The sequence below is a fragment of the Aliiroseovarius sp. S1339 genome, from assembly GCF_023195695.1.
Taxonomy (GTDB): Bacteria; Pseudomonadota; Alphaproteobacteria; order Rhodobacterales; family Rhodobacteraceae; genus Aliiroseovarius.
In genome coordinates, this window is sequence record NZ_JALPQG010000003.1 from 16,615 (window position 1) to 30,024 (window position 13,410).

19 protein-coding genes are annotated in these 13,410 nt (G+C 54.5%); 11 read left to right on the forward strand and 8 right to left on the reverse strand.

What is annotated here, in order from left to right; genetic code table 11:
- Positions 1 to 30: 30 nt before the first annotated feature.
- The 9 genes from MUY35_RS04855 to MUY35_RS04895 all read left to right on the forward strand — a co-directional run bounded on the left by MUY35_RS04855 (position 31) and on the right by MUY35_RS04895 (position 5,776).
- On the forward strand, positions 31 to 501 hold the full coding sequence (locus MUY35_RS04855; RefSeq protein WP_248364340.1) for a hemerythrin domain-containing protein: 471 nt from the start codon (positions 31 to 33) through the stop codon (positions 499 to 501).
- 167 nt (positions 502 to 668) lie between these two features.
- On the forward strand, positions 669 to 1,061 hold the full coding sequence (locus MUY35_RS04860; RefSeq protein WP_248364342.1) for a host attachment family protein: 393 nt from the start codon (positions 669 to 671) through the stop codon (positions 1,059 to 1,061).
- Between the two features lie 103 nt (positions 1,062 to 1,164).
- Positions 1,165 to 1,344, forward strand: a complete 180-nt coding sequence (locus MUY35_RS04865) for a PLDc N-terminal domain-containing protein (RefSeq protein WP_248364346.1) — start codon at positions 1,165 to 1,167, stop codon at positions 1,342 to 1,344.
- Positions 1,345 to 1,557: 213 nt separating this feature from the next.
- Positions 1,558 to 1,971: a PRC-barrel domain-containing protein gene (locus MUY35_RS04870; RefSeq protein ID WP_248364348.1), complete on the forward strand. Its 414-nt coding sequence runs from the start codon at positions 1,558 to 1,560 to the stop codon at positions 1,969 to 1,971.
- A 117-nt stretch (positions 1,972 to 2,088) separates the two neighbouring features.
- The gene (locus MUY35_RS04875) at positions 2,089 to 2,535 is read left to right on the forward strand and encodes a hypothetical protein (protein WP_248364349.1); all 447 of its coding nucleotides are present in this window, start codon (positions 2,089 to 2,091) and stop codon (positions 2,533 to 2,535) included.
- Complete coding sequence (locus tag MUY35_RS04880; RefSeq protein WP_248364350.1) at positions 2,532 to 2,924, forward strand: phage holin family protein; 393 nt, start codon at positions 2,532 to 2,534, stop codon at positions 2,922 to 2,924. Before MUY35_RS04875 ends, MUY35_RS04880 begins: the two co-directional genes overlap by 4 nt.
- Positions 2,914 to 3,744: a hypothetical protein gene (locus MUY35_RS04885; protein ID WP_248364351.1), complete on the forward strand. Its 831-nt coding sequence runs from the start codon at positions 2,914 to 2,916 to the stop codon at positions 3,742 to 3,744. Before MUY35_RS04880 ends, MUY35_RS04885 begins: the two co-directional genes overlap by 11 nt.
- Before the next feature lie 18 nt (positions 3,745 to 3,762).
- A complete protein-coding gene (locus MUY35_RS04890) occupies positions 3,763 to 4,716 on the forward strand; it encodes a YihY/virulence factor BrkB family protein (protein ID WP_248364352.1) in 954 nt (317 codons plus the stop codon).
- A complete protein-coding gene (locus MUY35_RS04895; protein WP_248364354.1) occupies positions 4,706 to 5,776 on the forward strand; it encodes an AI-2E family transporter in 1,071 nt (356 codons plus the stop codon). Before MUY35_RS04890 ends, MUY35_RS04895 begins: the two co-directional genes overlap by 11 nt.
- Before the next feature lie 406 nt (positions 5,777 to 6,182).
- On the opposite strand, the gene MUY35_RS04900 is transcribed toward MUY35_RS04895, so the two are convergent.
- From MUY35_RS04900 to MUY35_RS04920, 5 genes are all read right to left on the reverse strand, one after another.
- Entirely contained in the window at positions 6,183 to 6,638 is a 456-nt protein-coding gene (locus MUY35_RS04900) for an MgtC/SapB family protein (protein ID WP_248364356.1), read from the reverse strand.
- Between the two features lie 103 nt (positions 6,639 to 6,741).
- On the reverse strand, positions 6,742 to 6,936 hold the full coding sequence (locus MUY35_RS04905; protein WP_248364358.1) for a CsbD family protein: 195 nt from the start codon (positions 6,934 to 6,936) through the stop codon (positions 6,742 to 6,744).
- A 108-nt stretch (positions 6,937 to 7,044) separates the two neighbouring features.
- Positions 7,045 to 8,616, reverse strand: coding sequence for a histidine kinase dimerization/phosphoacceptor domain -containing protein (locus tag MUY35_RS17160; protein WP_248364360.1), 1,572 nt, complete (start codon positions 8,614 to 8,616; stop codon positions 7,045 to 7,047).
- Entirely contained in the window at positions 8,613 to 9,164 is a 552-nt protein-coding gene (locus MUY35_RS04915) for an RNA polymerase sigma factor (protein ID WP_248364362.1), read from the reverse strand. Before MUY35_RS04915 ends, MUY35_RS17160 begins: the two co-directional genes overlap by 4 nt.
- Positions 9,161 to 9,331 carry a NepR family anti-sigma factor gene (locus tag MUY35_RS04920; RefSeq protein ID WP_248364364.1) on the reverse strand — a complete coding sequence of 57 codons (171 nt, stop codon included), beginning with the start codon at positions 9,329 to 9,331 and terminating at the stop codon, positions 9,161 to 9,163. The genes MUY35_RS04915 and MUY35_RS04920 overlap by 4 nt, the downstream gene beginning before the upstream one ends.
- A gap of 118 nt (positions 9,332 to 9,449) precedes the next feature.
- Here MUY35_RS04920 and MUY35_RS04925 point away from each other — a divergent pair, with 118 nt between their 5' ends.
- Positions 9,450 to 10,229, forward strand: a complete 780-nt coding sequence (locus MUY35_RS04925) for a response regulator (protein WP_248364366.1) — start codon at positions 9,450 to 9,452, stop codon at positions 10,227 to 10,229.
- Between the two features lie 76 nt (positions 10,230 to 10,305).
- Here MUY35_RS04925 and MUY35_RS04930 read toward each other — a convergent pair whose 3' ends face one another.
- The 3 genes from MUY35_RS04930 to MUY35_RS04940 all read right to left on the reverse strand — a co-directional run bounded on the left by MUY35_RS04930 (position 10,306) and on the right by MUY35_RS04940 (position 12,783).
- Positions 10,306 to 10,485, reverse strand: coding sequence for a PLD nuclease N-terminal domain-containing protein (locus tag MUY35_RS04930; protein ID WP_248364909.1), 180 nt, complete (start codon positions 10,483 to 10,485; stop codon positions 10,306 to 10,308).
- A 99-nt stretch (positions 10,486 to 10,584) separates the two neighbouring features.
- Positions 10,585 to 11,391: a formate/nitrite transporter family protein gene (locus MUY35_RS04935; protein WP_248364368.1), complete on the reverse strand. Its 807-nt coding sequence runs from the start codon at positions 11,389 to 11,391 to the stop codon at positions 10,585 to 10,587.
- A 3-nt stretch (positions 11,392 to 11,394) separates the two neighbouring features.
- Positions 11,395 to 12,783, reverse strand: coding sequence for a mechanosensitive ion channel family protein (locus tag MUY35_RS04940; protein WP_248364371.1), 1,389 nt, complete (start codon positions 12,781 to 12,783; stop codon positions 11,395 to 11,397).
- 223 nt (positions 12,784 to 13,006) lie between these two features.
- Between MUY35_RS04940 and MUY35_RS04945 the strand changes: the two genes are divergently transcribed.
- On the forward strand, positions 13,007 to 13,408 hold the full coding sequence (locus MUY35_RS04945) for a CreA family protein (protein ID WP_248364910.1): 402 nt from the start codon (positions 13,007 to 13,009) through the stop codon (positions 13,406 to 13,408).
- The last annotated feature ends 2 nt before the right edge of the window (positions 13,409 to 13,410 follow it).

Sequence of the window (13,410 nt, forward strand, 5' to 3'; positions counted from 1 at the left end):
TGCACCGTCTGCAAGATAAAGGAGCCGCAAATGACCAACATTTATGACGCAATCAAAGAAGACCACGACATGCACCGTGAACTTCTGAACGAGATCAAGGAAAGCGCTGCGAAGGACAGAGGGAAGCTTTGGAAGACGTTTTACGAAGACGTGAAAAGTCACGCCGCCGCAGAAGAAGAAACCTTTTATTCGAAGCTGATTTCGAAAACCTGGGGGCAGGACGCCGCGCGACACTCGGTCCATGAACACCAGCAGCTTGATGACTTGATGGAAGAATTGAACGTCATGGAACAGTCCGCAGATTTGTGGATGAAAAAGTTCGAAAAACTGGCGCACGATTGTGAACATCACATGGATGAAGAAGAGAATGACGTGTTCAAGCGGGCCAAAGAAGCCATCGACGAAGATGAGATCGAAGGCTTCGGCAAAAAGTTCGAAGAGCGAAAGAAGAAGGAACGTAAGCTGATCGACGACAAACGCGAAGATAGTTTGGAAGATTAGGCCTTAAACGTCGCGTGACATGAAAAGACCCGGCGCGATCTCCGGTTCTTAGTATTGGAACCTTGACCCGCCAGCCGCGTTGTCTTGTTAGCAAAACGGAGGCCACCATGACGAAATTGCGAAACGGAACCTGGGTTCTGATTGCTGACGGCGAGTAGGCTCTTTTCTTGGTTAACGAAGGCGATGTTCAGCACCCGAACTTGCAGGTGATCCGCAAGGAAGAGCAAAACAACCCGCCAGACCGCGAGCAAGCAGCAAACCGGAGCGGTCGGGTGCACCAAAGTGCGACCCATGGCAAATCGGCCTATGAAGACACCGATTGGCACCAGCTGGGCAAAGAACGTTTTGCACAAAGCCTGGCCAAGCTGCTGTACCAACGCGCGCATGAAAACGCTTTTTCTCAACTTGTGATATGCGCTGGGCCGGAAGTCCTGTCCACGTTGCGCGACGAGTTGCATATGGAAGTTAGTGACCGGGTGATTGCTGAGATTCCCAAGACACTGACAAATCACCCGACCGAAGAAGCCGAGCAGATCATCTGTTCCGAGCTTGGTAAGTGATCGCACACCAGGCGCAGTTTTTTGGGAACCAAACCTCTGGCCCGGCGTTAACTAGATAAGACACTGGCCGCACATGGTCGACATTTTATGAAAGGAACGCAGCATGGATTTTCTGTCTGGCATTGGGGGCTTAATCGTCCTGATCCTTGATATCTGGGCGATTGTTTCAGTTTTGAAATCAGGAGCGCCTTCGCTGAACAAAGTGCTGTGGATTCTGTTGATTTTGGTCCTGCCGCTTGTTGGCTTTGTTATTTGGTTCATCGCAGGCCCCAAAGGCGCTTGATGGTTTTGTTCACTGTTCACCACTGACCTGCACTGACTCATTCTCGCAGGTACCCATCAGGTCGTCCTGAAGGCGCGCAGGATTCGTCTTGCGCGCCTTAATTATTTGATAAAAAACAAAAAAAGTAAAAAAATTTTGATCTATTATGGAACCAATATGCAGCGGCGGAGTTGATTAGACATGAAACGCAACAACGCGAATAAGGAGATGACTATGAGAAATATTCTGATGACCGCCGCAATTGCCCTGACTGCGGGTACCGCCGTTTATGCAGATAACCACGCGATGGATCGTGGTGACATGATACGCACACGTGACATCACCGGTGGCAACGTTTACGCGGTCGACGCCGACAACTGGGGCATGGATGTCACTTATGACGGCGTGGACGAAAACTGGGACGTCGTCGGTGAAATCGAAGACATCGTTCTGGACCGCAACGGTCAGATGACCGGGATCATCGCTGAAGTTGGCGGCTTTCTCGACATCGGTGACAAGCACGTGTTCATCAAGATCGATAACACTCGCCTGATCCCGGTTGATGACAAAACCTATGCCTTCGTCAGCCCGTTGACCAAAAATCAGCTGATGGAGAAGGAAAACCTGGACGAAGGTTTCTGGGACTAAAATCCGCTGTGTTTCTCGGCCAGCGCGCCGGGGAATGTTCACTGCCACCGCCACGGCGTTTTCGCGCCGTGGCGGACCAAATGGTTTCCATTCACACTGACAAAGACGGAGGACATGATGGCTAAGACCACCACACCCGCCAATTCTACCTCGAAAAAAGAACAGACCGCCGACAAGATTGATGAAGCCGTGGACAAAACAAGCTCGGCGCTGAAGTCTTCGGTCGATAGTTTGAAGTCGGGTGCACAAGAAATCGCAAGCTCGGCCCGCGATACGGCTGAAGCTACCGCTGATACGATCGCCGACAGCGCATCGCGCGCGTCAGATACATTACGGGGGGCGGCAGCTTCACTGCGCGACGGCTCGTTTCAGGAACGCAGCTTCGGTCAGTTGGCGGCAAGTCTGGCGGATGCTTCTGACGCAATCCGCGACAAGGATCTGGGTCAGTTGTCGCGCGACGTGTCGGACCTTGCACGTCGTAACCCCGTGCTGTTTGCCGGAGGCGCTGCCTTGGTCGGCTTCGCAATTGCGCGCATGATGACCAAGTCGGGGGATAAGTCATGAGAACCGAACGTTCGACCCTGTCCCTGATCACCGACATTCTTCGACATAGCTCGGGTCTGATACAGAAGGAAATCCGACTGGCCAAAGCCGAGATGGGTGAAAACATCAGCCGTGCGGGCGCCGCAATCGGCCTGCTGGTCGGTGCTGCCATCTTGGCGATGATCGCGCTGAACCTTATCGCCGGGACGCTCGTTGCCGCTCTGACCGCAGCAGGTGTTTCGGTCGTGTGGGCCACCCTGATCGTAGCCAGTTTCTTTGCCGTCATCGCGCTGATCATGGTGCTGAAAGCGCAAAGCGACTTGAAGATGGCCAGTCGTGCGCCTTCGCGCACAGCCGCACGCATTCGGCGTGACGCCAATACCTTGAAGGAGGCTGCTTATGAAAAGTGAACTTGAGCAAATCCAAGACGAAATTGAAGCCGAACGCGCCTTGCTGGAACAAGAACTGGCGGCGCTGAACGACCATGTTTCGGTCGAATCCCTGACAGCAGAAGCCGGTCAATACATTCGCGACGCGAGTGGCGATGTCGCGAACAAGCTAATGGCGCGTTTCGGCCAAAATGCACAGGCCCATCCACTCGCCGTTGCGGCTGTCGGTGCCGGGCTAAGCTGGCTGATGTCAGGGCCTACGCCATCGGCCAACCCCGAACCGGTCATGCGCCGATCAATGGGGGCTTACAACGGCCCGAAACCTGCCGCAGGTGACCCGGATCTGGATACCCCTGTCACTGTGGCCGCCCATTTGACCCTGCGCGAACCTGACCTGACCGAGAAGGTGCAGGCCCGTGCCAAGGGGGCGATCGAAACGGCTCAGGATCATTTGTCTGATCTGCGAAAGCAGGCCGCTGATATGCGCAGCCGCATTGCAGAGGGCACCGAAGATCTGTCAGCCGAGGCGCGCGCCCGTGTTGTTGCGGCCCGCGAAAAAGCGCTGGAGGCCGCGCAGAAAACTGGTCGCAAAGTGCGCGATGCAGGACAGGTCAGCACCGACTTCGCCAAGGAAAACCCGATGGTTGTGGGCGGCATTGCCCTTGCTTTGGGTGCGGCGGTCGCAGGTGCGCTTTACATGCGCAAGTCCGCCAAGACCGACGACGAAGACGAGTTCGAACGTCTGGATGCTTTCGCGCAAGCCGATCGCACCTTTGAGGACGAGGTCGCCCTTGCCCGTACAGAGCGAAACACAGCTGTCCAAGGTAAAAAAGACAGCTGAGCAAAAGGAGAGACCCGAATGGCCAGAGGTCGCGACGCCAGTATTCCAACTAACATCCCCCGTGAAGGGTGGATGGACATTGCGGCGCGCGTCGCGCGGTGGTTTGGGCAGGATCGGATCAGTTTGGTCGCTGCCGGGGTCGCCTTCTTTGGCATCCTTGCGCTGTTTCCAGCGATAACAGCATTACTGGCCGTTGGCGGTCTTGTTTTGGATCCCAGCCTGATCGTCTCGCAGATGGACAGGTTTCAGGGCGTGATCCCGGCGGACGCTTTGTCGATCATTCGCGATCAGGCGACGTCCGTCGCGCAGGCCGATGGGCTTGAGCTGGCCCTGATCTTGAGTATCGGACTTGCCCTCTGGTCCAGTTCGCGCGGGGTGGCGACATTGTGTGATGGGTTGAACATCGTCTATGAAGAGGATGAAAAGAGAGGCTTTTTTAAGAAGAACGCTACCTTTTTGGTTCTGACCGCGTTGATGATGCTGGGCATCCTTGTGGCAATCATTGTGATCGTTGCGCTACCCGTGGCGTTGCAATTCCTGTCACTTGATCCCATCGCAGATCTGGCAACCCGCATTGGAACTTGGGCACTTTTGATTGCGATGACCATCGGCGGAATCTCGATCCTGTATCGCTTTGGGCCAAGCCGAAGCAACGCCCGATGGGGCTGGATCTCGCCCGGTGCTATTCTGGCTTGCGTTTGCTGGATGGCGGCTTCGTTTGCGTTTACAATCTATGTTTCAAATTTTGCCAGCTACAATGAAAGCTTCGGGGCAATCGCCGGGGTGATCATTCTTCTGATGTGGCTGTGGATTTCGGCTATGGTCATTCTGGTGGGCGGCAAGGTGAATGCCGAGATGGAACACCAGACCCGTAAAGACACCACGACTGGACCGGAAAAACCCATGGGAGCGCGCGGTGCCGCCATGGCTGACACGCTTGGCCAGGCGCGAGGAGAACAAGGTGAAACCTAAAGCAAGCTGGGCGCAGATCGGCGTTTTCGTTTTCCTTGGACTTTTTTTTCTGGATTGGGCAAGCGACTTCCTTATCCCACTTGTCGCGGCCATTCTTGGCTTTCTGATCATGCGCCCGGTAGAACGCAGGATGTCCAAATGGGGCGTTCCCAGCGTGATCACCGCATTTCTAATCTGTACAGTGGCTGGTGCCGGTTTGACTTTTGCGGCTTGGAACTTCAGCCATCCGATTTCCCAATTGGCCGAAGACCTTCCTGACATGATCAATGATCTGCGCCGTATGCCAAACGCGGCGGCGGAAACCTTGGACAAGCTGGGGGAGGCCGCCAAAGCAGCAGAAGAGGCCGTCGATAGCGTGAATGACGAAGCAGCGATGGAGGTAAAGGTGGTCAAAGGCACCAACTTTATCAGCTCGCTGGTGACATCCGCCCCGTTGGTGCTTGGACAAATCGCGCTGACCATCGTTCTGATGTTTTTCCTGATCTCGTCAGGTTCATCTTTCGTGCGCAAGTTGGTGGAAAGCCTGCCCCGGTTTTCCGACAAGCGCGCCGCCGTGGGCATGGTTCAGCAAGTCGAACAGAAGCTCGGACTTTATCTTGGGGGAATCACACTGATCAACCTGTGTCTGGGCATCGCCATTGGCATCGCAATGGCGCTGTGGGGTTTGCCGAATCCGGTGATGTTCGCCGTGATCGCCTTTTCGCTGAATTTTATCCCCTATGTCGGCGCTATTTTCGGCGCACTTCTGGCGTCGGTTGTCGGCTTCAGCGTCTATAACGACGCGTGGACGGCGATCTTAATATTCTCGACATATATGATGCTGACGTCGATCGAAGGGCAATTTATCACGCCCTATGTGATCTCGAACCGATTGAAGCTTAATCCGACTGTCGTCTTCGTCGCCGTTGCCTTCTTTGCTTGGATTTGGTCCGTCGTCGGGATGGTCATCGCCGTGCCAGTGCTAATCACCATCAAGGTGATATTGGATCAAAACCCCGCGACGCGTAAAATCGGCGTATTTCTTGGGGGTGAGGAAGACGGCAGGGACGTAGAGATCTGAAGTCCCAAAACTATAATCGATTTCCACATGATAAAGGCCCGCATCCCATGCGGGCCTTAGCATTCTAGATCGATATATCTAACCGGCCGATTAGACCTCGTCCTCCTCGACCGCGTCGCGCGGGGCGTCTGCGACTTCGGTGTCGGCCTTAACGTTCGACACAGCCTCTGTCAGCTCGTCCGGTGCCGTTTCAGGTGTGTCTTTATGAGTTTCATCGCCTTTTTCACCGGGTTGGTTTTTCAGGTCATGATGCTGCGACGCACCCTTCAGATCCAGCGGTTTGTAGGACGGTTGGGAATTTGCAATCCGTCCTTCCTTTCAGTTGTTCCTCTCCGCGACGATCAAGACGAGCATCGCTTGTGTGTCTATTAACCCAACGTGGAAAGGCAACATATTGTTCCGAAATTTACGTGTCTTTCTGTTCCTGAAGGTCAAAGCGCGTGCGCAGCCAGCCAACCACGGTCAGGATTAGGAATGACATAAGGGTGATCGTTGCGGCCTCGACCACCAAACCGAAACCGACAGCGATGCCGATGACGCCAACCACCCAGATCAAAGAGCCGCTGCCCACGCCGCGCAGTTTGCCATGGTCTTGATTGGACATGATCGCGCCGGCGCCAAGAAAACCGATACCGCCAACAATACCGCCGACCACGCGCGACAGATCAAAGGCAAAGCCGTTGGTTTCGGCGTCTGCGGCGATATTCAGTGATATCATGCAAAGGGCTGCCGCCCCAAGGCTGACAAGCATATAGGCTCGCATTCCGAGTGGTTTGTGTTTGAATTCGCGGTCAAGGCCGACAACCAGCCCAAGGCCTAATGCGACCAGACTGCGGAAAATGAAAGTTTCAGTATCGACCATCGCTAAAATCCTAATGAGAAGTGTTTAACAGGTCAAAGGGCGCGGGTAGGACCGCGCCCTTTGTTGTGTTCTTCTATCAGCGGCAATGCCAAATCAGAAAGAATTAGTTCGCCAGCCATTTGTTGATTTCTTCGCGGGCCTCTTCTTTCGACTTGCCATATTTTTCTTGCAGCTTGCCTTCAAGCTGCTCACGGTTACCGTCGATCTGGTCGATTTCGTCGTCGGTCAACTCGCCCCACTGTTCTTTCAGTTGGCCTTTGACCTGTTTCCATTTGCCTTGGATTTCGTCCCAATTCATGAGCTATCTCCTTGCGTGTTGTTGCGTCTGATAGGTCAACGAAGATCAGGCGAATTGGTTCCGCGTTTCGGATCAGATTGGTCAAAATATGGTAAACAATTCTGCGGTTTATTTTACCTTACGCGGCATGAAGGCGTCGAATTGGACCGAGTCATCCTGTTTTTGCCAATGTGAGGTAGCCCGAAGCTCATGTTGGTAAACTTGGCGTAGCTGGGCACTGACCGGATCGACGGAGGCAAGTTGCGTTGCATCGCCTTTGATCTTCAAATGCGCCTGGTCACCATCCTTCAGGATGTCGATCTTTAGATGCATAGCACCTGATCGGGACAAACGATCCAGCTTCTCGGCAATAAGGTAACAAAGGGCATAGACCCGGTTAATACGCAACTGTACCGGTTCAAAATTTTCCACGATTTCGATGTTATCACCGATCATGCCTTCGTGGCGTAATCCTTGGATCAGTTTGCCGACCGCCGACCCGACGGGCAACAACGGCCCGTCAGCCGATTGGTGCATCGCTTTATGGACCAGATTGATAAGACGGACGCGAACCACTAACCGAGCCAATAGCTGTTTTTCGTCGGGCGAATGGGCCTCGCGGGCGTAAAGTCTTAGGATCGATTGAATGATCTGAAGATTATTGCCAACGCGGTGGAAAATCTCGCGTTGCAAGATGTTTGCGTTGTGAAGGCTGTTCTGGGCCACGGCTTCTTCGTGCAGCAATTGATCTGCAAGCGTGGAAAATTCGGCCCGCATCGCGACAGTTTCATCGGATGCCCACTGGCCATGGCCGCTGTGGGGCAGGTCGCGGTCCTGACGGAACGCGCGCATGTCACGCGTTAGCCGTGTGATATCGCCCAGTGCCATCTTGCGAATTAAAAGATCCGCCAGCAACAGACTGACCGCCAATAATAGGACGGGGATCATGCTGGCATTGACCATCGTCAACCACAGCGGCGGTGCGGCGACGCCCGGCCTGAGGGTCGCGAAAAAGCGTATTTCGAAGGCGGAGGCGGGCAGCACTGCGACGTCATCTCCGGACGCATCCTGCAAAATTTCGCGCGCTTTAGGTTCGGGGATATTGCGCAGATTTTGATAGACGGATCGGCTCGACCCTTCGGTGCGATCGACGCCCTTTACGATAAATGCATAGTCAGTTGCGATATAGGGCAGATCAATTTTTTCAAGCTCGGCCTCGATCGCCACCAGTCGGCCTTCGACCGCCTTTGTGACGAGCAGATCGCTATCAGACAAGGTAACGACTGCTACGTCGCCGGGCTGCGTTGACGTCGAGACTGCCACCATACCCGAACGCAAAATTCCCTTCGTACACACAGGTAGCCCATCAGGCGCATAGATCCCCGCAGCAACCACGGGAAATTGCGCATCGACAACCGCGCCAATCAGCATTTCGCACTCTTGTTTTTCGGACAGGCCGCGACTGGTCAGCTCGCTCAATACCTCAAGTAGCAGGTTGGTTTGCACAAGGGTCGATGTGACCTCGGCTGATGCGTTTTCAAGCGCGTCCAGTGCAGCGATCTCGCGCGCCTGATAGCGATCCGAAAGAATGTTGAACTGGTAGAAGCTTGCCAAAATGAGGATGGGGGCCATGACGATCATGTAAACCGCGATAAAGCGGCTTTGCAAAGAGCTAAGGAATATCGTGTTTTTACGGGTCACATGTGTCCTGATTGATTAACGATTGAGAGGGTCTGGCTATCCGTCAGCTCGGTGGGTTTGTCATCGTCCAGCTGCATCAGTTGAGCCAGCTCCTTTCGGGCTCGGTTGGTGCGCGACTTCATTGTGCCAATGGCGACTTCGCACGCTTCGGCGGCTTCTTCATAAGACAAGCCCAACGCGCCAATCAGGGTCAATGCCTCGCGGTGTTCGGCTTTCAACTTTTGAAAGGCAATGTTGAATTCTGACATTTGAAGACGGCCGTCATGATCAGGCTTGACGGCAAGGGCACCAACGATTTCGCCTTCGGGATCTTCGGATTCACGGACGGCCTTGCGGCGTTCGGAATAGAAAGCGTTACGCAAGATAGTGAACAACCAAGCGCGCAGGTTCGTACCTTCGCGAAATTTCTCGAAATTGCCGATGGCTTTAACCATACACTCCTGCACTAAGTCATCGGCGCGCACGGCATCTTTTGTCAAACTACGAGCGAAAGCACGCAAGGCTGGAATATGCTCCAGCACGGCATCGCGTGGGTCAGCGGCAGTCATTTTTCGGGCTCCTCAGATGGCTTTTGGGGGGCCGCTTGCTTTAGCTGCGCCAGCAAATCCTTGAACCGATCCGGCACGCCCTCATCCAGCGTTTCACTAAACGCTTTCTTTAGGTTCTCGTCGATCAAGTCGTCTGATCGCTTTTCGACTGGTTCGTCTGCAGGCATTGTTTTCACTCTGTTATCTCGGTTTTAACCGGCTTAACATAGTCACAACGGTCAAGGTAAGATTTGGTTCCCAACTTGATTGCAAAAAGAAAAAAATACACCAACAGAGGATTGTGAAATGGACCACATTGCGACCCATATCCCCTATCTGCGCCGTTATGCGAGGGCGCTGACCGGCAGCCAGTCCACTGGTGATGCTTATGCCACCGCAGTGCTTGAGGCTATGATTGCAAGCCCTGACACCATTCCCGAACAAAGTGTCGCGCGTGTCGCGCTTTATCGGATGTTCCACACGATCTGGCACAGCTCGGGCGCACCAGTGTCTGAGGCGGAGCGGGGGGCGGCTGCGAAGGCCCAAACGCATCTGGCTCAGCTTACCGCGAATTCCCGCGAGGCCGTGTTGCTGAACGCGCTAGAAGAATTCGGCGTGGCGGATGTGGCCAAGATCATCGGCGTCGATACAGAAGAAGCGCAAGAGCTGATCCGCATTGGTCAAAGCGAATTGGCCGAGGCTGTGCGTGGTGCTGTGTTGATCATCGAAGATGAACCGATCATCGCGATGGATATTGAAGGGATCGTGACCGACGCAGGTCACCGTGTCTTTGGCGTGGCGCAAACCCATGCCGAGGCAGTTGAAATCGGCACCGATGGACGCCCGGACCTGATCCTGGCCGACATTCATTTGGCCGATGACAGCTCGGGTATTGATGCGGTGAATGACTTGCTTGTAGCACATGGCGATCTGCCAGTTATCTTCATCACAGCCTTCCCCGAGCGGCTGCTGACCGGCGAACGGCCCGAACCGGCTTTCTTGATCACCAAACCGTTCCGCCCTGAACAGGTCTTGTCAGCCATTTCACAGGCGATGTTCTTTTCATCGACCGAAACGCTGAAATAAGAAATGCGCCCAGCCCGTATTGGGTCAGGGTGCAGATTTACTATGTCCGATGCAGATTGCGCAGATGGCGCCACGTTTAGGCGCGTTGATCGGCGCTGCGTGGCCCGAACAACAACCAGACAATAAATCCAAGGATCGGCAGCAGCAGGACAAACACCGTCCACAGCACTTTCACAAGCGCGGATGATCGCGAGGTCATGATGTTGTATATCGCATATATATCAAGGGCTAAGACGATTGCCCCGCCGAAGCTCATGGTCATGCTATCCATAAAATATCCTTCCGCCTATTTTGACCAGAACGTCCAGCCCGAAAAAAGGTTCCCGGGGTTTCGAAATAACCATGCGCTGCGACCTCAGTCGATATCGCGACGCACTTGGCCCCAGGCGAGCATCGCAAAGATCGCCGTGCCTCCAACCACATTGCCGGCAAGAACGGGAAGGAAGAAGCCAAACAGCGCTTGCCCGAGTGCAAGCTCGCCGGTGACCATTAGAAAAGCCATCTCCACAGACCCTGCAACGATATGGGTGAAGTCCCCCGCCGCGATCAGCCAAGTGAACATGACGATGATTGAAACAGAGGATGCACCAGCTTCCGGCAACATCCACACGATCGCTGCGACAAGGATGCCCGCTGGGATCGCGCGCGCGAAGCTTTCTGCCGCCGGCATACCTGTTGCATGGCGCGACAGTTCTTCGATCGCGGGCAGAATATCAGCGCTTATCGCACCGCTATGGGCATAGAAGGTTGCGATCGCGAACGCGCCAATCACGTTTGCCAGCAGAACAATTGACCACAGAATGATGATCCGGTTGAACACGCTCCATGATGGCGCGTGTAGATAGGGCAGAACGGTCGTGATCGTATTTTCGGTGAACAATTGCATCCGCCCAATGATCACCATGACAAAACCCAGAGAATACCCTAAGTTTTCAATTAGATAACTGTAGTTCGCATCGGGCAGATAGCTGCGCAAGACGGCTTCTCCCAAGACGGAAAAGCTGATCACGATGCCTGCGGACACGCCCGACCAGAACAACGATCCATTGCTGCGTTCCAGTTCCTCATCACCACTGCGGCGGATCACCTCATAGACCGTCTTCGCGGTTAGCTTGCTGGCGTCTTCGATGGCCTGCTCTTCGACCTTTTCTTCTTCTGTCATGTGTCAGCTGTCCAGTAAGTTGCTATCTTTGTCGCCTTCGACTTGTGTCTTCATCTGTTGTTCAAGGCCTTCGACCTCGTTTGACAGATCATCGTCAACCGCCGAGTTTTGGGGTTCGCGAGCGATGTCAGGATCACCGGCGGGGGCAGGGGTGCTGGTGCCCTTTGCTGGTGGCGGGGTCAACGGTATCCCGTCAGGGAAAATGATCTCTCGTGCTTCGTCCGGCATACTAATACCCGCTTCGGTGAGCGATTTCTTCACCCGGCGGATCAGGGCCGATTTAAGTTTGAGGGACGAAACTGCCGCGCCGTTAAACCAATAGTAGATCTTAATATTCACGGTCGACGCGCCAAGCGTATCCGCCAGCACCATCGGTTCGGGGTCCGAGGAAATGGCATCGTGTTCGGCCAGTTCCCGCAAAATAATCTGCTGCACATCGCTGATGGAGGCATCATAGCCAATGCCCACATCGAATGATCCGCGACGGCTTGGGCTGGCCGAGAAATTCTCGATCGTCGCTTTAAAAACGGCGGCGTTGGGGATCTGAATGTGGTTGCCTTCGGGCGAAACAAGTACGGTGCTACGTGTGTTCATGCTGTGGACCACGCCTTGGTGCCCCGCTAGATCTACGAAATCCCCACGTCGAAAGGGTTGGCGCAGGCTCAGCAGAAGGCTGGCCAGAAAGTTTTCGGCAATGTCGCGAAATGCAAAACCTATGACGATCCCGATAACCCCGGCACCACCCAGAACAGAAATGGCAAGCTGGGTCAGCCCGGCGATCTGCAACACAATGTAAAGCCCGATCAGAAATACCGGCAAGGCAATGAACCGAGCCGTAATATCGCGCAAGAAGGGCGAGCCCAGCCTGTCTTTCAGCACCCACCGGGCCAGTCGCGCAACACCTGTGGACAGAAAGTATGCCAACGGCAAAATAAGAAACGCCAGTAGGATCAACGGCGCGGCGGCGACAGTCTTGTCCCACAAGGTGCGCAGTTCCGAAAGCGCAGGGTCAATAGAGAAGTCAGCATCTTGCGCGACAACCAACCGGTTCACCACCGCAACGACGCCGTCGGTCTTGGCGGCCAGATCGCGGGCCCAGTCCTGCCGTTTTGACGATGCCGCTGTGCCGTCAAGAAACACGATCCCGTCCTGCACAGCCACCTGAACGTCCTCGTACCAGCCCGTTGCCTCAAGGATGCCAGTGATGCGGGCGGCGATCTGGTCATCGCGCACGCTTTCTGTGACGGAAATGGTCTGATCGGTGTCGACCACCTCGGTGTCGATCCCTTCGGTGATCCCCTCGTTGCTGGTCTGCGCTAGCACTGGTGCTGCGGGCAAAGATGTGGCCAACACGATGACCAGCGCCAAAAGCCGCATAATAATTTTCCCCATGGTCCGTCCCGTTCCTTCGCTACCAAACGCAAGATGAACCGAATGGTTCCAAAGGGCGACTGCTTTTTTGCCGTAGGATGTTTAGGTTGGGAACCAAATGGGGTCAGCGGCGTTGAAAGCCTATAATTGACGGATAGTAAAATGAGGCAGTGATACAATGAAATTAAATAGACGTGGGCTGACCAGCCTTGCCTTTCTTTTTTCGGCAACTGCGGGTTCGGCAATGGCGGAGCAAGTGGGTAACGTGGATGTGGACTGGTTGGGCAACGACATCATTATCGAAGCCATACAAGACCCGGACGTTGGAGGCGTGACCTGCCACGTCTCGTATTTTGAACGCGGTTTGATTGATCGGCTGTCCAACGGCAATTGGTTTGAAGACCCTTCCAACAGCGCAATCTCGTGCCGCCAAACTGGCCCGATCAATATCGGCGATATCGATCGTAGTGACGAAGGCGAGGATGTGTTCAGTCAGCGCACGTCGATCATTCTGAAAAGCCTGCGTGTGAAACGCATTTTTGACGAGGCCAATCAGGTTTTGATCTACATCGCCCACGCCCGCGAGTTGGAAAGCGGGTCAGCGAAAATGTCGATCTCGACCGTGCCGCTATATGGGCAGAAATGATT

Excerpts from the sequence above, each read along its gene's own strand:
- MUY35_RS04855 (WP_248364340.1), top strand. The coding sequence starts at position 31 with ATGACCAACATTTATGACGCAATCAAAGAAGACCACGACATGCACCGT.
- MUY35_RS04865 (WP_248364346.1), top strand. The coding sequence starts at position 1,165 with ATGGATTTTCTGTCTGGCATTGGGGGCTTAATCGTCCTGATCCTTGAT.
- MUY35_RS04870 (WP_248364348.1), top strand. The coding sequence starts at position 1,558 with ATGAGAAATATTCTGATGACCGCCGCAATTGCCCTGACTGCGGGTACC.
- MUY35_RS04875 (WP_248364349.1), top strand. The coding sequence starts at position 2,089 with ATGGCTAAGACCACCACACCCGCCAATTCTACCTCGAAAAAAGAACAG.
- MUY35_RS04880 (WP_248364350.1), top strand. The coding sequence starts at position 2,532 with ATGAGAACCGAACGTTCGACCCTGTCCCTGATCACCGACATTCTTCGA.
- MUY35_RS04885 (WP_248364351.1), top strand. The coding sequence starts at position 2,914 with ATGAAAAGTGAACTTGAGCAAATCCAAGACGAAATTGAAGCCGAACGC.
- MUY35_RS04890 (WP_248364352.1), top strand. The coding sequence starts at position 3,763 with ATGGCCAGAGGTCGCGACGCCAGTATTCCAACTAACATCCCCCGTGAA.
- MUY35_RS04900 (WP_248364356.1), bottom strand. The coding sequence starts at position 6,638 with ATGGTCGATACTGAAACTTTCATTTTCCGCAGTCTGGTCGCATTAGGC.
- MUY35_RS04905 (WP_248364358.1), bottom strand. The coding sequence starts at position 6,936 with ATGAATTGGGACGAAATCCAAGGCAAATGGAAACAGGTCAAAGGCCAA.
- MUY35_RS04915 (WP_248364362.1), bottom strand. The coding sequence starts at position 9,164 with ATGACTGCCGCTGACCCACGCGATGCCGTGCTGGAGCATATTCCAGCC.
- MUY35_RS04920 (WP_248364364.1), bottom strand. The coding sequence starts at position 9,331 with ATGCCTGCAGACGAACCAGTCGAAAAGCGATCAGACGACTTGATCGAC.
- MUY35_RS04925 (WP_248364366.1), top strand. The coding sequence starts at position 9,450 with ATGGACCACATTGCGACCCATATCCCCTATCTGCGCCGTTATGCGAGG.
- MUY35_RS04930 (WP_248364909.1), bottom strand. The coding sequence starts at position 10,485 with ATGAGCTTCGGCGGGGCAATCGTCTTAGCCCTTGATATATATGCGATA.
- MUY35_RS04935 (WP_248364368.1), bottom strand. The coding sequence starts at position 11,391 with ATGACAGAAGAAGAAAAGGTCGAAGAGCAGGCCATCGAAGACGCCAGC.
- MUY35_RS04940 (WP_248364371.1), bottom strand. The coding sequence starts at position 12,783 with ATGGGGAAAATTATTATGCGGCTTTTGGCGCTGGTCATCGTGTTGGCC.
- MUY35_RS04945 (WP_248364910.1), top strand. The coding sequence starts at position 13,007 with ATGGCGGAGCAAGTGGGTAACGTGGATGTGGACTGGTTGGGCAACGAC.